We start from the raw sequence: 20,214 nt of genomic DNA, 5'->3' as shown, positions 1-20,214 counted from the left end.
CCTGATCAACCGTCTCAGCGGGGACCCGGCGGGTTCGGCGCCCCTTCGTCGGTCTCCTCCGGCTCAGACGGCGTCGGTAGCTCCGGGTCGGGCGGATCGGTCGTCGGAGTCGGCGTGGGTGGCGGAGTCGGTGTGGGCGTCGGCTCCGGCTCCTTGGACGGAGACGGCTTCTTCGTCGGCTCCGGCTCCTTGGTGGGCTCGGGGTCGGGCGCGGGCGGGACGTAGGGGGCGTGGCCCTCCTCCGGAGCGTCGCCGTCGAGCCAGGCCGGGGGCGGGAACTCCTCGCGCTCGAGCTCGTCGGTCAGCGGGCCCATGATCGCGACCCAGGTGTCGGCCGGGTAGTCGGCACCGAAGAAGGTGTCGAGCCAGCCGTCGAGGGCGTCGTCGCCGTCGCCTCGGGTGTAGGCGACCGCGGTCGCCAGCTGAGGCGTGTAGCCGACGAACCAGGCCGAGGAGACCTCGTCCTTGTCGTTGGTCGCGGTGCCGGTCTTGCCCGCGGCCGGCTGGACGACCGCGCCGGCCGCCTGGCCGGTGCCGCTGGAGACGACCTGCTGGAGGGAGTACGAGGTGTCGGCAGCGACGTCCTCGTCCATCACCCGCTCGCCGTTGCCCTTGTCGTCGCGCTCATAGATGACGGTGCCGTCGGCGTCGACCACCTTGGAGACGACGTGGACGTCGTTGTGCGTTCCGCCGTTGGCGATGGTGGCGTAGGCGTTGGCCATGTTGATCGGACTGGTCCGGTTCTTGCCGAGCGTGAGCAGGAAGTCGTCGGGCTCGAAGTCGCGCGTCGTCATCCCGATCCCGGGGTGCTTCGCATCGGCTTCCTTCGGCGGGAGGCCCGCGGCGAGCGCCATGTCGTAGACGTCCTCGCTCCCGTTGGGCAACGAGTCGGACATGTCGACGAAGGCGGTGTTGATCGAGTCCTCCATCGCCTTCAGGCTGCTGACGTTGGCGCCGTAGCTGTGCCCGTACGGGTCGGCGGCGCTCTGGCCCGAGTTGCGCACGCTCACGCCCGGGAACTGCATCGGCGAGTTGCCGTTCCAGGAGTCCTTGAGCGAGTAGCCCGACTTCAGCGCGGCGGCCATCGTGAACGCCTTCATCGTCGAGCCGGCCATCGCACCGGTCGAGGCCCAGTTGATCTGCGAGTCGAGGTAGTCCTGACCGCCGTAGAAACCACGCAGCGCGCCGCTCTTCACATCGACCGTGGCCGCGCCGACGTGGAGCTCGTCCTTCTCGTTGCCCGGGTCGAAGGCCAACTTGTCCTCGGGGCGTACGTCCTCGACCGCCTCCCGGGCGGTCTTCATCGTCTTCTTGGTCAGTGTGGTGGTGATCCGCAGACCGCCTCCGTTGATCTCGTCCTCGGACACCAGCGGGTTGCCCTGCTCGTCCTTGAGCCGGAGGAGCTCGTCGCGGACCATCTTGAGCGCGTGACCCTTCTGGCCGCCGTAGCGGCTGTCGGAGCGCGGCTTCTTGAACTTCGGCAGCGACTCCTTGGCCTTGTCACCCTCGGCCTGGTCGACCATGCCCATCTTGACCATCGAGTTGATGACGTAGCGGTAGCGGCCGTCCAGCTCGGCGACCGCCTCCTCGCCGTTGCTCGGGTCCAGGTCGTTGGGGTCGTTGAGGATCGCGGCCAGGGTTGCGGCCTCACGGAGGTTGATGTCCGCGGCCGGCTTGCCGAAGTAGGCGTTCGACGCGGCCTCGACGCCGTAGGCGCCGCGGCCGAAGTAGATGGTGTTGAGGTAGCCCGCCAGGATGTCCTCCTTGGACTTCTGCCGGCTGATCTTCAACGAGATGATCGCCTCCTTCACCTTTCGGGTGTAGGTGCGCTCCTGGGTGAGGTAGAGGTTCTTGACGTACTGCTGGGTGATCGTCGAGGCACCGGACTGGGCGCCGCCGGTGTTGTTGTTGACCACCGCGCGCAGGATGCCCTTGACGTCGATGCCGCTGTTCTCCCAGAACGTGCGGTCCTCGGCGGCGACCGCGGCGTCCCGCATCAGCTGCGGGATCTCCTCATAGGGAAGCGAGTCGCGGTCCTGCGAGTCGGCGATGTAACGGCCGATCTCGTCCTTGCCGCCGCGGTAGTAGACGAAGGAGGTCTCCTTCTCGTAGGCCGCGTTGGCGTTGGGGATCTGGATGGCGTTGTAGGCCACGATCAAGCCCAGGGCGCTGATCAGCGCACCCACCAGGATCACGACGAAGAAGGTCTTCAAGATCTTCTTCGCCCGCTCCTTCTTCGGCGTCGGCGTCGGAATGGGTGTGTAAGGCGGATTGCCCTGCCAGCTCAAGATGTTCCCTTCCCCCGTGGTCACAAGCGTTCCCAGAGTACGGCGGGCTCCCAGGCACTTCGCGATCCTCGACCCGGTTTCCGGGGTGTCTCAGCCGGCCCACAGCCTGGTCACAGCCCGGCCTCAGGGTGCCGCGGACGTACGAACGGGCCTCTGACCCGGGCTGGCGACGCCGTGTCTGCCCAGGTCAGAGGCCCGTTTACTCGAGTTTTCAGACCAGACGGTAGAAGGTGCTGTAGTGGTCGGGGGTGAAGTAGACATCGCCCGTTGTGGTGTCCACCACGAGCCGGTACGACTGGCGCTGGGCGCCACACTCGCGGGGGGTCACGTCGAACTCGAGGTAGGCGTGGCCAGCGGGCAGCTCGCCCTCATAGTTGCGGTAGGTGCCGCCGGAGAAGTTGCACGTGCCGGTCGGCGGCCAGGTGTGCCAGCCCCGGTTGGACGGGTAGCCGAGCGAGGCCCAGACCCGGTTGGAGTCGAGGGCCTCGGCGCAGCCCTTGTGGGTGCAGCTCTCGTACCAGTCGGCCTGGGCGGCGGGCGCCAGCGCGACGCTGCCGGCGAGCAGGCCGGTGGTGGCGACGAGGGCTGCGAGGAGCAGCTTGATCATCGTGAGCACGGAGCGGTTCTTCCCGGACATGAATCCTCCTGAGTGTGCGTTACGGACGGTCGGTAATTCTGCTACCTAGGGTGTCCGGATGGGGGCTCCCGAGGTCACGAACCGGTGAACTCTTGTCTCTGTCGCCCCGCAGACGCTGCCTGCTCACGGTCGCTCCCCTTCCTCGAAGGTCCACTCACCGGAGCCGATCCGGTACGAGGTGATGCCGTTCTCCGTGCCGAGGCTCTCCGGGGCGGCCCGGCCGGGACCGGTGGCCAGGTAGGAGCCTTCGGGGAGGCGTACGACCGCGGTGACGTTGACCGGGACCGTGGCACGGAGGGAGACGCCCTCCTCGCCGCGGGTCCAGGAGGAAGCGACCCGGCCACGCTGCGTCGCGACCGAACCCTTGGCGTGGGCCAGGCCGGTGGCCGGGACGCTGATCTCGACCTCGGCCGCGCCCGGCGCGGTGGTGCGGATCCCGAGGACCGACTCGGTGATGTCGAGGATCCCTCGCGAACCCCAGCCGTGGGAGGCGCTGTTGGCAGAGCCGCTCAGCTCCCATGCCTCGGGGGTGAAGGTGCCACCGCTCGCGAGCCAGCCGGCCCAGCCGTAGTCGTCCTCGTTGGTGAGCAGGTTCAGCACGCCATCACCGGCGCCCGCCTCGGCCAGTGCCTCGAGCAGCACGTGCGCGGTCATCGGCCCCTGCTTCATCCCCTGGGCGGCGAGCCGCTCGCCGAGCGCGGGGACGTCCTGCTTCGGAGCGATGCCGAAGGTGACCGCGTACGAGGTCGCGTGCTGTCCCGCGTGGGCCGACTGCGTGCCGTCGGCGAGGAGGCCGTCGACGTAGGTCCCGTCGGTCCTGCGCAGCTTCTGGTTCATCTGCGCCGCGAGCGCGTCGGCGTCGGAGCGCAGCGCGGCGACCTCGGCGGCCGGCCGGCCCAGCTCCTCACCGGCCAGGGCGACGTTGCGCAGGACGTCGACGCCGAGCGCGTTGACCGTGGTCCTGGCTGCGGTGCTCATGTCGTAGCCGAAGCGGCCGTGGGCGGGCCAGTCGACGATGCCGTAGCGGTACTGGCCGGAGCCACCGGAGAGGTTGGTGACCAGGCCCTGGGTCGGGCCGCTGGTGGCGATGTGGCGGCGGATGTAGCCGGCGGTGGCGGTGAGGTTGTCGTAGGCGTCCTCGAGGACGGCCTTGTCGCCGGTCTCGAGGTAGTAGCGCCAGATCCAGTCGGGGACGACCTCGGTGAAGTCGGGGATGTCGCGCTTGCCGTCGCCGTTGGGGTAGACCGCGTTGTAGCGGCCGGCGTCGTTGCCGGTGGTCCAGTAGCGCTCCTGGCTGAGCAGGAACTCCCGGATCGCCTGGCGAGAGGCGACCCGCTCGCGCTGGGAGGACATCAGGCCGATCGAGATGTTGGCGGTGTCGTGCAGGAACTGGCCCTGCTCGCGCGTCGGGGTGTCGACGAAGGTCTCCTGGACGGAGTAGCGCAGCGAGCGGTCCATCAGGTCCCACACGTCGTCGAGGGTCGCGTCGGAGCTCTCGAAGGTGGCGGCGCCGTCCTCGTCGTAGGCACTGTGGACGACGGTCGCGGTCACGTCCTCGGTGGTGATCTCCTCCCCCGCGCCCGGGATCTCGAGGTAGCGGAATCCCAGGTGGCCGACGGCCAGATAGTCCTGCTCTCCCGCGGCCTGGGTGTAGGGGAAGGACATGTTGGTGCTCTGCGTCGAGAGGCCGGTGGTGGAGACCCGGCCGGTGTCGGCGAGCTCGTAGCCGGCCCGGATCATGACCTGTCGACCGGCCGTGCCGTTCTCGAAGTGCACACCCGGTCGTGCCGGGATGATCGTGCCGAAGTCGGCGACCGGGGTGCCGTCAGCGGCGCGGAGCATGCGTTCGGGGCGGACGACGGTCTCCTCGAGCCTTGTCTGCTGGCCTTCGAGGCGGGTGAACGGCGCCACTGGATGCTTTCCGGTGACCACGGCGCCGGACCACTGCGAGTCGTCGTAGCCGGGCGCGGTCCAGTCGCCGATCGCCTGGGCGGCCTGGCCGTCGAGGTGCTCGATCCACAGCCCTTCGCCGTTGCGGGTGCCGACGATGACGTACGGAGCACGGCGGACCTTCCACGAGCCGTCGGTGACGATCGTGGTCGTCTGGCCGTCGGCGTAGGTGAGGTCGAGCTTCAGGAGTACGCCGGGGATGCCCGCGGCGCGGCCCTGGCCGCCGCTGAACCAGTGCAGCTTGACGCCGAGGGAGAGGGTCTCCCCCGGTGTGATCAGGTCGGTGACGTCCGCGGCCTGGTAGTAACCCTCGCTCGGGTAGCCGAAGTTGCTCATCCGGTCGGCCTGCTCGCCGCCGAGGTAGAGCTCGGCGGTGTGGCTGGCCGACAGGTAGCTGCGGGCGCTGACGATCTTGCCGGCCGGGACCTCGACCTCGGTGCGCGCCAGGGTCCACTCGTCGCGCTCCTGGGCCGGGTTCTCCGCAGTGCCCGGTGGGCGCCGGATCCAGCTGGCTCCGCCCCAGTCGGTGTCGTCGAGACCGGTCTCGAAGGCAGCACTGGCCGACCAGCGCGACGGCAGCTTGCCGCGGTCCCAGGTCTTGACCCGCCAGGTGTAGCGGCTGCCGGGCTCGAGGGTCTCGCCGGCGTAGTCGATGTAGGCCTGCTGCGCAGAGGACACCTTGTCGGAGTCCCAGACGAGCTCGCCGGCCGCGTCGCGTACCTCGATCTTGTAGGCGGACTGCACCTCGTTGGCGTCGCTGTCCTGAGGCAGCCAGCCGAACCGTGGCGTCAGATCCGTGTTGAGCGGATGGGTGAGGTCGTCGACGGTCAGAGCGGCGGGGACGGCAGGCGCGGTGTTCGCGGTCGCCGCCCCGGTCGGGGTCACGGCCGCAGCGAGGCTGGTGACGACGAGGGCGCTGGTGACGATCGCGGCGAGGCGGAGCTTCATGGGGTCCTCCGAGCGAGTTGATACGTTTCTGTGGCCGGATCCGGCCACAGCCTTCAGGTTCAGCAGACTGCGCGAAGCCGATCGGCCGCCGGGCTCTCCCCCGGGCTCGTGCTGATCACATGGCATCCGGAGGGCACGTCCTGGATCACCAGGTAGGAGCCCTCCCGCGCCGCGGGCACCGGGCGACCGTCGAGGTACACCTGGTCTCCGGACTGTGAAGGCACGAGGACCTCGGCCCGAGAGTTGCCCGGGACACTCACGCCGACGTCGATGCCGCGGTCGGTCGTGGCGTACGCCGCGCCGATGCGTCCGCGAAGGGTAGGCAGGGTGACGTGTGCCCACGGGACCCCGGCGAACTGTGGCCGGACGCGGAACTCCTCGTAGCCCGGCACAAGCGGCTCGATGCCGAACATGCCTTGAGGCACGTTGTAGGCCGGTGACGCCGCCCAGGGGTGCGACCACGTCATGTTGGACTTCAGCGAGGTGTCCCAGGCCTCGGCGGTGGCACCGGCTCCCTTCTCGATCATGTTGAGCCAGCTGCGGAGCCCGGTGCTCGTCAACATCTGGTGCGCGACATCGCTCCGGTCGCCGTCGTAGAGGGCCTCGAGGACGAAGGCGGCGCAGTAGACGCTGCAGGCCATGCCACGGGTGCCGATGTAGTCCGCGGCGCGTTGCGCAACCTCACCTCTGGCAAGCCCGAACGCCGTGGCGAAGACGCTCGCCTGGATCGCCCAGTGCTGGATCGGGGTGCCGTCGGCGTCGAGACCGTCGCGGAAGGCGCCCTTGGCCGGGTCCCACAGCCTGTCGTTGGCCGCGTTCCGAAGCCGGTCGGCGATGGCGGCGTACGTCGCCGCGTCAGCGTCGTGGCCCAGCGCCGTCGCGATCTCCGCCATGTCACGGAAGGACCGGTGCCCGATCGCGTTGATGACGGTGTTGTAGGGGCGGAAGACGTAGCCGTCGCGCTCCGATGCCGGCCAGTCGACGATGTCGCAGTCGGTGCAGGAGCTGGCGCCGTTGGATCCGGTGTTCTTGCGGATGAGTCCGGTGGACGGCTCGACCCACTCCAGCGGCAGCTTCTCCTGCAGGGCGCTGTAGTTGCGGGCGAGGGCGTCGGTGTCGCCGGTCTGCTGCCAGGAGTCGTGAAAGGCCAAGATGGTGTACATCGGCCACTCAGTCGGCCAGGTACGGTCGGTGAGCAGGTACTCCAGCGAGTAGTTCCCCAGTGTGGGGTCGCTCGAGACGAAGAAGTTGGCCATCATCTGCAGGTAGCTGTCGGCCTCGTAAGCGTCGCGCTCCCGGGTCCAGGAGTCGACGTAGAGGTTGTGGTTGGTCGCCTCGATCGTGTTGCGCGAGAGCGTCCACACGCGGTTGAGGCTGTCGTCGGCGGAGTCGAAGATCGCCTCGTCGGTGTCGAAGGGATAGATCTGCGCAAGAGCAGGGAAGTCTTCGGTGCCCAACCCCGTCGGGGCGCCGATGACCTCGACGTAGCGGAAGACCCTCATTCCCCAGGTCTCCAGGTGCTGCTCCCCGGCGCGCAACGTCCACTTGTCCTGGTAGGTGTTGCCCGTCCGCATGGCGTACCGCACCGTCTGGGGCGCGGAGAGCTCTTCACCGAACCGGAGGTCGAGCACCTGGCCCGCTGTGCCGTCGATGTCGAGGGAGAGACCGCCGATCCACGTCCGGCCGTAGTCGATGAAGTAGTGGCCCGGAGCCTTCTCCACCACGCTGGCCGGCGCCTTCAGCTGCTGTTCCACCTTCGCTGCCGGAGCGGCGCGGAGGTCTTCGAAGGCAGGGTGTGCCGCCGCATCGCGCCAGGTGGAGTCGTCGAAGCCCGGCTCGGCGAAGCCCTCCGGCCACTCGGCGGCCTGCAGGTTCTCCTTCGGTGCCGCGAAGTAGCCGGTCCCGATGCTGCCGGCCGCAGGGAAGACGTTCGCGCCGGCACGGGTCCGCCACTGGGGACCACTCACGATCGCGTCACGGGTGCCATCGGCGTACTCCACGACGAGCCGCCCGAGGAAGCGCCGGTCGCTGCTCGTCCAGCCGAGCACCCCGATCGCGTTGTCTGCTCCCGGCCGCAGTGCGGCGGTCACGTCGAAGCCGTCGTAGCGGGCCTCGCCGCGGATCGGCTGCGTCGGGCCGAGACCGACGAACTCGCCGTTGAGCCATGCCTTGTAGACGTACTGCCTGCCCGGCGCGGTCGAGGATGCGGTCGCGTAGAAGGTGGCGGCCGCGATCGGCTTGTCGGGCAAGGTGAACTCGTGCCGGAGGAAGGCCCAATCCTGCGACTCGACACCGTAGACGCAGTTGGCGTTCGTGCCGACCTCGAGCCAGCCGCCCACCACGGCTCCGCAGGCGAAGTCACTGCCGGCGGAGAAGTCGTTGGCGTAGAGCACCTCGCCGGAGGCGGAGGTGACGCTCAGATCGTCCCACGCGTTGCGCTCGGATCCGCCCGTGCGGAAGCCGACCGAGCCGGCAGCGAAGTCGGTGAGGGTCCTGGTGTCGATGAGGGTCTCGTCGAGCCAGGTGCGGATGGTCGACCCCTCCGCCTGGATACGCAGTCGGTAGGACGTCCCGCGGACAAGCGCCTGCGGCAGCGGCACCGAGGCCAGCTGGGTGAAGGTGCCGTTGACTCGTTTGTGGGGAGCAAAGGTGTTCACCCCGTCTCCGCGGAACTGCCACATGTAGTAGTTGCTGGCGTCCGCGGCCCGGAAGGCGATGGTGGCGTTCTGGGTGGTGATCCGGAAGGTGGTGTCGATGGTGACGTCACCCCAGGCGGTCGTGCGGGCCGGGGCGAGCCAGATGGGCTTCGCCTGACCCCACTCCTGGCCAGGACCGGTGGTGAAGGTGGAGGCGGCCGACCAGTCGGAGCCCTTGCCCCGCCCGTCCCACGTGCGTACGCGCCACCGGTAGGTCTGTTCCGGCTCGAGCTCAGGGCCGGCATACGGCACGTTGGTGCTCGCCGAGGACGTGACGCGACCGGAGTCCCACACCCCGGCGGCACCGATTCCTTCGCCGATCCGGGCAACTTGCACGCGGTAGGCGCTCTGCTCGGCGAACGGAACGTGCCAGGCGAGCAGTGGCGAGGTGAGGTCCTCCACGTCCCGCGGCGAGGACAGCTGCGAGACGGTGAGGTGGGTGGCTGCCGCGCCGTCGACCGCAACGGCCGGGGCGGGTGCCACGACGGCGAGGGCACTGATGACGACCGCGGCCAGACGGAGCTTCATGGGGTCCTCCGGAGCGTGATTGATACGTTTCACTGCTAGCCGAAGACTATGGCGTCCGTCACACCGACGGAAGGGCCGGAGAGTGGCCGGATCCGGTCATCGCGCGACGGCGACCACCAGGACGTGGAGGGTGCGGGGGCCGTGGACGCCTTCGACGCGGTCCAGCTCGATGTCGCTGGTCGCTGACGGACCGCTGATCCAGGTCTGAGGGCGGGCGGGGTCGAGGAGGGCGATGGCGTCGGGTACGTCGGCGACGACCTGGTCCTCGCGGACGATGCAGATGTGGGTGTCGGGGACCAGGGAGATGGCCCGACGGCCTTGGTCGGGGGTGTGGTCGAGGACGATCGTGCCGGTCTCGGCGATGCCGACCCGGGCCTCGGTGACGACCGCCGCGATCAGGTCCAGCTCCGCGGCGGTGAGGGTGCCGTCGTCGACGACGGCGTCCGCGACCCGCAACGACAGGGCGGGCGGGACGATGACCCCGCCGGCGGGGAGCGCTGCGGCGATCCGGTCCTCGAGGTCTTCGGCCGAGCAGCGTTCGACCACGGCTCGATAGTCGGCCACCCGCTCGGCGAAGAGGTCGACGAGCTCAGGGGTCGCGACGGCGATCCCCTCCCGCGGGGAGACGGTCTCGACAGGATCGATCGCCGAGCCGACGAGCGCTTCGCGGACTCGGGCGAGGATCTCGGTGCGTGCGTCAGGCATCGTCACCCTTTCTGGTCATCGTTGCGGCCGCCGTCCGTGCGCCCGCCATCGGTGCGCGCCCACCAGTCCCGGAAGCTCTCCCCCGGCGCTTCGGGCAGGTCGCGGGCGCCGGTCCAGGCGGTGGGTCCGAAGCGGCGCGCGAAGCGCATGCCGAGACCGGTGAGACGCTCGACGGCGGAGAGGCGGCGCGAGCGCCCCAGGACGTACGCCGCTCCCTTCATCGCCATCGCCTCCGGCTTCGGCACGCCACCGCGGTGGGCGTCGACGACCTGGGCGCGCTGGTCGACCAGGACCGAGGGGATGTCGATGCGTACCGGGCAGACCTCGAAGCAGGCTCCGCACAGCGTCGAGGCATAGGGCAGCGAGTCGGTCTGCTCGTCGTGCCCGGCACCCTTCAGCAGCGGGTTGAGAATGGCGCCGATCGGACCCGGGTAGACCGAGCCGTACGCATGGCCGCCGGTGCGCTCGTAGACCGGGCAGACGTTGAGGCAGGCCGAGCAGCGGATGCAGCGCAGCGCCTGCCGGCCGACCTCGTCGGCGAGCGCACGGGTGCGGCCGTTGTCGAGGAGCACGACGTGCACCTCCTGGGGGCCGTCGCCGGGGGCGATCCCGCTCCACATCGAGGTGTAGGGGTTCATCCGCTCGCCGGTCGAGGACCGCGGCAGGAGCCGGAGCATCGGGTCGAGGTCCTCCCAGAGGGCGACGACCTTCTCGATGCCGACCACCGAGACGAGCACCTCGGGCAGGGTCAGGCACATCCGGCCGTTGCCCTCCGACTCGACGACGACGAGGGTGCCCGTCTCGGCGACCGCGAAGTTGGCGCCGGAGACCCCGACCTTGGCACGCAGGAACTTCTCGCGCAGGTGCTCCCGGGCGGCGGCCGCGAGGACGGCCGGCTCGTCGGTGAGGTCGTCGGGCGCCGGTCGGCCCGCGGCCGCCATCTTGGTGCGGAAGATGTCCCGGATCTCGGCTCGGTTGCGGTGGATCGCGGGCACGAGAATGTGCGATGGCAGGTCGTCGCCGAGCTGCACGATCAGCTCGGCCAGGTCGGTCTCCCAGGCCGCGATGCCCTCCTCGGCCAACGCCTCGTTGAGGCCGATCTCCTGGGTCACCATCGACTTGACCTTCACGACCTCCTTCGCGGCGTGCGCCTTCGCGATGCCGGCGACGATCGCGTTGGCCTCCGCGGCGTCACGCGCCCAGTGGACGGTCGCGCCGTTGGCGGTGAGGGTCTCCTCGAGGCGTACGAGCTGGGTCTCGAGGTCGAGCAGCGCACGCTCCTTGACCGCGGCACCGGCCAGGCGCAGGTCCTCCCAGTCAGGGACCTCGGCGACGACCTTGGCCCGCTTGGCACGGATGGTGCTGGTCGCGTGGGCGAGGTTGTGGCGCAGCTGGGAGTCGGCCAGCGCCTCGCGCGCGGCCTCCGGGAAGGCCGGCATCCCGACGAACGTCCCGCTCATCGGGTCACCTCCTCGGTCGAGGCGAGGATCTCGGCGAGATGGACGGTGCGTACGCCCGAGCGCTGCCGGGAGAGCACGCCGCCGATGTGGGTGAGGCAGGAGTTGTCGCCGGCGACCACGATCTCGGCGCCGGTCTCCCGGATGTGACGGGCCTTGTCGGCCCCCATCGCGATCGAGGTGTCGGCGTTCTTGACCGCGAAGGTGCCACCGAAGCCGCAGCACTGGTCGGCGCCAGGCAGGTCGACCAGCCGGATCCCCCGCACCGCCTCCAGCAGCCGCTGCGGCCTGTCCCCCACGCCCAGCATCCGCAGCGAGTGACACGTCGGGTGGTAGGTCACCCGGTGCGGGTAGTAGGCGCCGACGTCCGTCACGCCGAGCACGTCGACGAGGAACTCGGAGAGCTCGTAGACGTTGGGCGCGAGCTTCGCGACGGCCTCCTGGAGGGCCTCGTCGCCCGAGCGGCCGGCCACGATCGAGTGCTGGTGACGGGCCGACCCGGCGCAGGATCCGGACGGGGTGACGACGGCGTCATAGCCGGCGAAGGCGTCCACGAACGTACGCAGCACCGGGACCGCCTCGTCCAGATAGCCGGTGTTGACCATCGGCTGCCCACAGCACGTCTGCGCCTGCGGGAACTCGACCTCGACGCCGAGCCGGCGCAGGAGGCGTACGACGGCCTGGCCCGTGCTCGGGTAGAGCGCGTCGTTGATGCACGTGACCATCAGCGCGACTCGCATCCGGCATGCCTCCTTCGTCTCTGTCTTGTTCATCAAATCAGTTCAGATCAGACCCGTGCGTACGGCCCTCACGACCGCTTCCACACTCGTCCCCGCCCCCAGCGAGTCGGCGGCCGCCCGCAGCCGGCGCCGTACGGTGCGCTCGGAGATCCCCAGCGCACGCGCGATCCGCTCGATCGTGTAGCCCCGGGCGAACAGTGCCAGCACCTCCACCTCGTCCGACGGAAGGTCGGTCGAGGCGGACGGTCGTGCATCGCCCGAGGCTGCCACGATTCACTCCTGTCTCAGCATGACGCCGACTGGTAGGCGGGCCGGAGGGCGGGTGCGTGACTGGTTCGCGCTCGGGACGACATCGAGCTCATCCGGTCACCACCTTCTCGACGTAGGGCACCAGACGCACCGGCCCCGCGAGCCCATAGCTCTGCCTGGTCGCTACGCCGTAGACCGACGGGGTGACGGTGCGCAGCCGGTTGAGCAGCGTCGAGGCCACCTCGATCTCGATCGTGTTGGCTCCGGGCACCAGGGCGTGGCCGAGGTCGACGACCGGGTCCATCGGGTCGAGCGCGGGCAGGAGCTCGCCGTTCACACGCACCCGGAAGGTGTCGTTGACCTCGCCGAGCTCCAGGTAGGCGCCGTCGTCCGCGGTCCAGTCGGTGCCGAGGTCGACGCTGGTGCGGTAGCGGCCGATTCCGGAGGCGTCCTCGAAGCCGGAGATCTTCGACCAGGCCTGGAGCGAGGCAAGATCGCGGGTGGCGCTCTCCTTGGTCGTCGCGAGGTCTTTCGGGTCTGCCGGGTTCGCGGGCTTCCAGTCCTCGAGCTCGAGGCTCCACGACTGCGGCACGACGGGCTCGCGGACGCGGTCGACGACGACCTTCGCCGTCCGGCCGTCGGCCTTGGCGAGCTCGAACGCACCGGCCGTCGTCGTGCGCAGCGCGACGTTGGCGCCCCGCGCCACCACGGTCTGACCAGCGGTGGCGACGGGGAGTACGGAGCGCGCGACGCCCGCGCCCGGGGCCGCCAGGGCGACCACGGTGGACTGACCGGGAACGAGGTCGACACGGACCCGGACCCGGTCGCCGGCGCGCTCGTAGGCGGCGATCCGGGTGATCTTCCCGGTCCACGCGTCCAGGAGCCACGGGACGGCGGCACGGTCGGCGGCGGTCAGCCAGACGTCCTGCTGCACCGGGCTGAGCCGCCGGTTCTCGGCGTGCCGGGCGTTGGCCAGGTAGTAGAGATCGACCTTGCCCGCGCTGCGGCGCACGTGCATCACCGTGGAGTCGGCGTGCTCGACGTCGCGTACGACGCCGAGGGCTGCCAGCGCGTCGCCGACCTCCGCCTCGAGGACGGTGCGGGTGGTGGCCAGCGCGCCGACCTCGGCCATCAGCGAGCGGACCTCGGCGGTCGCCGCGGCGTCGTCGCGACCGGCCGCGGTCGCCTGCGACCAGTCGCCGATGAGCACGATCGGCAGGCCCTTGCGGCCGAGGGCGAGCAGCCGCTTCGCGCCGTCGATCTCCATCGTGAACGCGTTGCTGCGCAGCTTGTCCGGGCCGACGACGACGGCCTTGTAGGCCGGACCCTGGGGTGCCAACCGGCCGTTCGCGACGTCGACGCCGTCGAGCGCGAGCAGCGAGGCACTGACGAAGGAGTGCGACCAGCCGAGCTTGGTGCCGTTGTTGGTGATCCAATGCGGGCCTACGCCGGTCGAGGCCCAGCCCTTGTGGCCCCAGAACGCGATGTCGTACTTCGGGGCGCCGGTCTGGAGCACCAGCTGCGTACGGGCGAGGTAGGCGGCGATGCCCGGGACGTGCTGCCACTGCGGCGTGCGCGGGCCCCACGCCTCACCGAAGCCGATGGCGTTGTTGTAGTACGGCGAGAAGGCGGCGAAGCCGGGCCAGGTGACGTCGGGCGCCTTCGCGTAGGGGAAGCCGTGGATCATCAGCTGGTTCACGCCGGCGGCGAAGATGCTGTTGATCGTGAAGAGCGCCTGGTTCTGCGCGGTCGGGCTCGTGCTGTTCGCGCCCCAGGTCGTGTTGTAGGCGGCGCCGTTGTAGCAGATCGCCTCGCAGGACAGGACCTTGTGGCCGGCCAGGTCGCGGCCAGCGGCCATCACCCGGTAGTCGTCGAGGTTCTTGAAGCCGAGCGACTCCGTCTCCGGCACGTCGACCACCGCGGAGTGCTGCATGGTGTCGGTCTCCAGGCCGTAGGGCTGGATCCGGATGCCCATGCCGAGCGTCTTGGCGAACTCCTGCATCGGGCGCAGGTGCTGGTCGCGGTAGAGGTCGGAGAGCACGATGTTGAAGTCGTCGCGGACCTCGTTGGTCCGCAGGGTGTCGGCCGTGGCGGGGTCAGCCGCCGCGATCGAGAACTGGTACTTCTCGTCCTTCTCGAGCACGTACGGCAGCCACGGCCGCAGGTCGTAGCCGTGCTTCGCCTGGAACTCGTCGAGCAGGTCCCGGGTCCAGACCGTCGCCTCGGTCTCGATCTCGAGGGAGTCCTCGAAGAGGTAGCCGCCCGCGGCGCGCAGCAGCGTACGCAGCTCACCGTCGAGCACCCGGTCGTGCCACAGGTCGATGACCTTCTGGGCACCCCGGCGGCTGAAATGGTCGACGACGTAGGAGCGGGGCGAGGTGTGCGGACCCGCCTCGGGCTCCTGGCCCGAGCCGCGCTGCCAGGTCGCCAGCAGCACCCAGGTGGCACCGGCCGGGTCTGCCGGAGCGGTCCAGGTGAGGTGCTCGCCCTCGACGTCTGCGCTGAGGTCGCGGTGGGAGGTCGGGTCGAGGATCGCGCTGGTGATGTTGTTGTTGCGGTCGCGTACGTAGCCCGTGACCCGGTGCGCCTGGACGGTCACCAGCTCCGCGCGGGTCGCTCCGGCCGCCGCCTCCACGACGGGCTCGGGCAGGGCGTCGTCGTAGGTCGACCCGGCGGTGACCGTCGCCTGCCCGTGCACCAGCTCGGTGCAGGCCGCCTCGTCGTCCGGCGTGATCGTCGGGACCGCCGCCGGCCACGAGGGACCGACCGTCACGTCGACACGGACGTCCCGCCTGGCCGCCTGCGCGAGGGCGGCCTTGACGCCGGCCACCCACGGAGCGGTCCCCCACCCGTGCGTCGCGACGTCGATGTCGATGCCGCGGGCGCGGAGGCTGTGCGTGACGTCGGCGATCTCGAGGACCCCGAATCCGGCGTCGGCGACCTGGTCGACCTCACGGACGATCTCGGCCGGGTCGACGAGGCCGTGCGGCCACCACCAGCGGAAGCCCGCCGCGGTGGCCGTGCCCGGTCGGCGGAACGCCTTGACGAGCTGGTCCGGCAGGCCGGCCGAGCCGGGGGCGGCCGCCGCGGAGACCACGAAAGGGCTGCCGAGGACGGTGGCGGCGCCGAGCGTCGCCGCGGCAGCGCCGAACAACGTACGCCGGTCGAGCCGGGGGTCGGGGAGCGAGTCGGTCATGTGGGGGCCTTCCGGGCGGTTTCGGACGATGGTCAGGACGGCAGCCGGGCCTCGGCGGCGGCCCAGTCGAGGCCGTCGCGCGGCTCGAAGCGGCGTACGTCGTAGGAGCGGCGGACGAGGTCGCGCATCGCGGGCAGGTCGGGCAGGTCGGCCCCGAGGACGCGGCCCTGGACCAGGACGTTGCCGAGCGCGGCCGCCTCGACCGGCCCGGCGAGGACCGGCAGACCGCAGGCGTCGGCGGTGAGCTGGCAGAGCAGCTCGTTCTGCGAGCCGCCGCCGACGACGTGGACGACCTCGGGCGAGGTGCCCGCGAGGGCGGCCGCGGTGCGGACGTGGCGTCGGTACGCGACGGCGAGACTGTCGAGGATGCAGCGGGTGATCGCGGCCGGCGAGTGCGGGATCGCCTCCCCGGACTCCGCGGCCAGCGCGGCGATCCGCTCCGGCATCGGGTCCGCGGACGTGCCCGGCGAGAGCAGCCGCGGGTCGTTGATGTCGACCACCGTACGCAGCGGCTCGAGCTCGGCCGCGGCAGCGAGCAGCGGGTCCAGCTCGGCGGCCTGGTAGCGCCGCTCGCTCCAGGCGCGCAGCGACTCGGACAGGACCCACAGGCCCATCACGTTCTTGAGGAACCGGATGGTCTTGTCGATGCCGACCTCGTTGGTGAAGTCGGCGAGCCGGGCCTCCTCGGTCAGCACCGGCCGGTCGAGCTCGAGGCCGACCAGCGACCAGGTCCCGGACGAGATGTAGGCGAAGTCGCGGGCCTCGGCGGGGACGCCGACGACCGCCGAGGCGGTGTCGTGCGAGCCCACCGCGACCACGGGCACGTCGGCGGAGACGCCCAGGTCCTGGGCGACATCTGGCAGCAGCGGGCCGAGGAGAGAGCCCGGGTCCCGAAGGGGCGGGAGGACCCCCTCGGGAAGCCCGAGCTCCCGGCACAGGTCGACCGCCCAAGTGCCCTGACGGACGTCGTAGAGCTGGGTGGTCGAGGCGTTGGTGCGCTCCGCGCCGATCGCACCGGTGAGCCAGTAGCCGAGCAGGTCCGGCAGCAGCAGCATCGTCTCGGCGGCGGCGAGGGCGGCGGTGCCGCGGGCCGCCACCAGCTGGTAGAGCGTGTTGAACGGGAGCTGCTGGATGCCGGTGGTGCCGTAGAGCGTGGCCGCGCCGATCTGGGCGAGGACCTTCTCCGCGACCCCCTCGACGCGGGTGTCGCGGTGGCTGAAGACCTGGCCGAGGAGCTGGCCGTCGTGGTCCAGCAGCCCGTGGTCGATGGCCCAGGAGTCGATCCCGATGCCGTGCAGCGGCCCGGTCCCGGCCACCTCACGGATGCCGGTGAGCACCTCGCGGTGGATGCCGAGCACGTCCCAGAAGAGCGAGCCGCGCACACGTACCGCCCCGTTGGGGAAGCGGTGCATCTCGTCGATCTCGACCCGGCCGCCACCGATCCGGCCGGACATCACCCGGCCGGAGGTGGCACCCAGGTCGACCGCCGCGACCCTGACAACAGGGCTCATCGCAAGAAGGCGGCGGCCACGCCTGCGTCGACGGGCACATGCAGTCCGGTGGTGTGGGTCAGGTCGGGGCCGCAGAGCACGAAGACGGCGTTGGCGATGTTCTCCGGCAGCACCTCGCGCTTGAGCAGGGTGCGCTGGGCGTAGAACTTGCCGAGCTCCTCCTCCGGGACCCCGTAGACCTCGGCCCGCTTGGCGCCCCAGCCGCCGGCGAAGATGCCGGATCCCTGGACCACACCGTCGGGGTTGATGCCGTTGACCTTGATCCCGTACGCACCGAGCTCGGCGGCCAGCAGGCGGACCTGGTGTGCCTGGTCGGCCTTGGCAGCGCCGTACGCGACGTTGTTGGGGCCGGCGAAGAGCGAGTTCTTCGAGGAGATGTAGACGATGTCGCCGCCCATCTCCTGCTCGATCAGCACCTTCGCAGCCGCCTTGGAGACCAGGAACGAGCCCTTGGCCATCACGTCGTGCTGGAGGTCCCAGTCGCGCTCGGTGGTCTCCAGCAGGGACTTGGACAGCGACAGGCCGGCGTTGTTGACGACCAGGTCGACGCCGCCGAAGGCGAGCACCGCCGCGTCGAACATCGCCTGCACGGCCGCCTCGTCGGAGACGTCGGCGGCGAGACCGACGGCGACGTCAGGGCCGCCGATCTCGGCTGCGGTCGCCTCGGCCTTGGCGAGGTCGAGGTCGGCGATCACGACGCAGGCGCCCTCGGCGGCGAGCCGCTTCGCGGTCGCCTTGCCGATGCCAGAGGCCGCGCCGGTGACCAGGGCGACCCGGGTCGCGAGCGGCTTGGGCGCCGGCATCCGCTGAAGCTTGGCCTCCTCGAGCGCCCAGTACTCGATCCGGAACTTCTCCGACTCCTCGATCGGGGCGTACGTCGAGAGCCCCTCAGCACCGCGCATCACGTTGATCGCGTTGAGGTAGAACTCCCCCGCCACGCGCGCGGTCTGCTTGTTCTTCCCGAAGGAGAACATCCCGACTCCGGGCACCAGGACGATGAGCGGGTCCTTGCCGCGGATCGCGGGGCTGGCCTCGTCCGCGTGCCGGTCGTAGTAGGCCTGGTAGTCCTCGCGGTAGCCGACCGCGAGCTCCTTCAGCCTGGCGATGCTCTCCTCGACGGAGGCCGTGGCCGGGAGGTCGAGGACCAACGGCTTGACCTTGGTGCGCAGGAAGTGGTCGGGGCAGGAAGTGCCGAGCTCGGCCAAGCGCGGGTGGTCCTCGCTCGCGAGGAAGTCGAGGACCACCTCGGAGTCGTCGAAGTGGCCGACCATCGGCTGGTCCGCGGATGCGATGCCACGGATCGTGGGAGCGAGAGCAGCTGCCTTCGTACGCCGCTCCCCCTCCGGCAGGGGCTGATAGCCGTCGAGGGCGGGACCGAACGGCTCCGCCCTGCTGTGCTTCTCGATGTAGGCGGCGGCCGTGTCGATGATCCAGAGCGAGTTCTTCTCGGCCTCCTCGGAGGTGTCGCCCCACGCGGTGATGCCGTGACCGCCGAGGACGCAGCCGACGGCTTGGCTGTTCTTCGCCTTGATCTCGGCGATGTCGAGGCCGAGCTGGAAACCGGGGCGGCGCCAGGGCACCCAGACGACCTGGTCGCCGAAGATCTCCTTGGTGAGGTTCTCGCCGTCGGCGGCGGTCGCGATGGCGATGCCGCTGTCGGGGTGGAGGTGGTCGACGTGGGCGGCTTCCACGAGCCCGTGCATCGCGGTGTCGATCGACGGCGCCGCGCCGCCCTTGCCGTGCAGGCAGTAGTCGAACGCGGCGACCATCTCGTCCTCGCGCTCGACGCCCGGGTAGACGTCGACGAGGGCACGCATCCGGTCGAGGCGGAGGACGGCGAGGCCGCTCTCCTTGAGCGTTCCCAGGTCACCGCCCGAGCCCTTCACCCAGAGCAGCTCGACGTCCTCCCCCGTCACGGGGTCGGTCGCGGTGCCCTTGGCGGAGGTGTTGCCGCCGGCGTAGTTGGTGTTCTTGGGGTCGGCGCCGAGCCGGTTCGAGCGCGCGATCAGTTCTTCTGCGGTGGTCCCCATGTCCTTGTTCACTGCCATCCTGCCTGTGTGCCGCCGACTCGGGCGGTCTCGATCTGTTCCTGGTAGCCGCTGGCGAGGTAGGCGCGCATCGGGTCCGCGGCCAGGCCACGGTCCTCACGCCACCCGCCGAGGTCGGCGCGTACGTCTGTGTAGAAGGCGTCCATGAAGATCTCGTTGGCCAGGAGTACGTCGCCGTCCTTCTGTGCCTCGGCGAGAGCATCGGTGTCGAGCAGGAGCGCCCGCGCGGACATCTCTTGGACGTTGAGCACCGACCGGATCTGGCCCGGGATCTTCTTCTCGATGTTGTGGCACTGGTCGAGCATGAAGGCGACGCCGCCATCCTTCACCGGTTTGAAACCGCCCCCACGGACCACCTCGACGATGATCCGGAAGAGCTGGAACGGGTCGGCCGCCCCGACGATCAGGTCGTCGTCGGCGTAGAAGCGGCTGTTGAAGTCGAAGGAGCCGAGCTTCCCGAGCCGCAGCAGCTGCATCACGATGAACTCGATGTTGGTGCCGGGTGCGTGGTGGCCGGTGTCGAGGCAGACCACCGCGCGCTCACCGAGCGCGCTGACCTGGGCGAACGACGTGCCCCAGTCCGGGACGTCGGTGTGGTAGAACGCCGGCTCGAAGAACTTGTACTCCAGCACCAGGCGCTGGTCCGCACCGATGCGCTCATAGATGGTCGCCAACGACTCGGCGAGCCGGTCCTGGCGGCCGCGCATGTCGGCCTGTCCCGGGTAGTTGGACCCCTCGGCGAGCCAGATCTTCAGGTCGCGCGAGCCCGTCGCGTCCATCACCTCGATGCACTCGAAGTGATGGTCGATCGCCTTCTGCCGGATCTTCGCGTCGGTGTGGGTCAGCGCACCGAGCTTGTAGTCGTCGTCCTGGAAGGTGTTGGAGTTGATCGTGCCGAGCGCGATCCCCTGGTCCTCGGCAAAGCTACGCAGCGCCGCGTAGTCATCGACCCGGTCCCATGGGATGTGCAGCGCCACGCTCGGTGCCAGACCGGTGAAACGGTGCACGGCGGCCGCGTCGGCGACCTTCTCCTCAGGGGTGCGCGGAGTTCCGGGGGTGCCGAAGACCTTGAACCGGGTCCCCGAGTTTCCGTAGGCCCATGAGGGGACCTCGATCTCGAGAGCGGCCAGGTCGCCCGAGATCTGGTCGAACGTCGTCATCGGTGAGCCTCTCTGGTGTGCGGTTGAAAGGTTTCAAAGCGCGGATCCGACGTTAGTGGCGCACGTCACGTGCGTCAAGAGGACAGCGGGGTTCGTTGCGT

The 20,214-nt window shown here is 70.0% G+C and carries 12 protein-coding genes; all 12 read right to left on the bottom strand.

All coding sequences use genetic code 11. The features are described from left to right. Positions 1-14: 14 nt before the first annotated feature. The 12 genes from ABZZ22_RS19290 to rhaI all read right to left on the bottom strand — a co-directional run bounded on the left by ABZZ22_RS19290 (position 15) and on the right by rhaI (position 20,113). On the bottom strand, positions 15-2,312 hold the full coding sequence (locus ABZZ22_RS19290; RefSeq protein WP_354934366.1) for a transglycosylase domain-containing protein: 2,298 nt from the start codon (positions 2,310-2,312) through the stop codon (positions 15-17). A gap of 187 nt (positions 2,313-2,499) precedes the next feature. Next, the gene (locus ABZZ22_RS19285) at positions 2,500-2,925 is read right to left on the bottom strand and encodes a ribonuclease domain-containing protein (RefSeq protein ID WP_354934363.1); all 426 of its coding nucleotides are present in this window, start codon (positions 2,923-2,925) and stop codon (positions 2,500-2,502) included. 123 nt (positions 2,926-3,048) lie between these two features. Next, entirely contained in the window at positions 3,049-5,823 is a 2,775-nt protein-coding gene (locus tag ABZZ22_RS19280) for a family 78 glycoside hydrolase catalytic domain (protein ID WP_354934360.1), read from the bottom strand. 59 nt (positions 5,824-5,882) lie between these two features. Then, complete coding sequence (locus ABZZ22_RS19275) at positions 5,883-9,047, bottom strand: family 78 glycoside hydrolase catalytic domain (protein WP_354934357.1); 3,165 nt, start codon at positions 9,045-9,047, stop codon at positions 5,883-5,885. 96 nt (positions 9,048-9,143) lie between these two features. Then, on the bottom strand, positions 9,144-9,752 hold the full coding sequence (locus ABZZ22_RS19270; protein ID WP_354934354.1) for a lactate utilization protein C: 609 nt from the start codon (positions 9,750-9,752) through the stop codon (positions 9,144-9,146). A 2-nt stretch (positions 9,753-9,754) separates the two neighbouring features. Further along, positions 9,755-11,212 (bottom strand): lactate utilization protein B, encoded by a 1,458-nt coding sequence (locus tag ABZZ22_RS19265; RefSeq protein WP_354934351.1) that lies wholly within the window; start codon positions 11,210-11,212, stop codon positions 9,755-9,757. Further along, on the bottom strand, positions 11,209-11,982 hold the full coding sequence (locus ABZZ22_RS19260) for a (Fe-S)-binding protein (RefSeq protein WP_354934348.1): 774 nt from the start codon (positions 11,980-11,982) through the stop codon (positions 11,209-11,211). The genes ABZZ22_RS19265 and ABZZ22_RS19260 overlap by 4 nt, the downstream gene beginning before the upstream one ends. Before the next feature lie 9 nt (positions 11,983-11,991). After that, positions 11,992-12,219, bottom strand: a complete 228-nt coding sequence (locus tag ABZZ22_RS19255; RefSeq protein WP_354934345.1) for a helix-turn-helix domain-containing protein — start codon at positions 12,217-12,219, stop codon at positions 11,992-11,994. 88 nt (positions 12,220-12,307) lie between these two features. Next, entirely contained in the window at positions 12,308-15,394 is a 3,087-nt protein-coding gene (locus ABZZ22_RS19250) for a glycosyl hydrolase (protein WP_354934342.1), read from the bottom strand. Positions 15,395-15,426: 32 nt separating this feature from the next. Continuing rightward, the gene (locus ABZZ22_RS19245; RefSeq protein WP_354934339.1) at positions 15,427-16,905 is read right to left on the bottom strand and encodes a rhamnulokinase family protein; all 1,479 of its coding nucleotides are present in this window, start codon (positions 16,903-16,905) and stop codon (positions 15,427-15,429) included. Then, positions 16,902-18,953, bottom strand: a complete 2,052-nt coding sequence (locus ABZZ22_RS19240; RefSeq protein WP_354934336.1) for a bifunctional aldolase/short-chain dehydrogenase — start codon at positions 18,951-18,953, stop codon at positions 16,902-16,904. The genes ABZZ22_RS19245 and ABZZ22_RS19240 overlap by 4 nt, the downstream gene beginning before the upstream one ends. Continuing rightward, the gene (rhaI, locus tag ABZZ22_RS19235; protein WP_354934333.1) at positions 18,944-20,113 is read right to left on the bottom strand and encodes an L-rhamnose isomerase; all 1,170 of its coding nucleotides are present in this window, start codon (positions 20,111-20,113) and stop codon (positions 18,944-18,946) included. The genes ABZZ22_RS19240 and rhaI overlap by 10 nt, the downstream gene beginning before the upstream one ends. Positions 20,114-20,214: the final 101 nt, after the last annotated feature.

Source organism: Nocardioides sp. NPDC006273 (genome assembly GCF_040613495.1).
Taxonomy (GTDB): domain Bacteria; phylum Actinomycetota; class Actinomycetes; order Propionibacteriales; family Nocardioidaceae; genus Nocardioides.
Note: the sequence above shows the minus strand (reverse complement) of the source record. Positions and strands in the feature narration are given on the sequence as shown.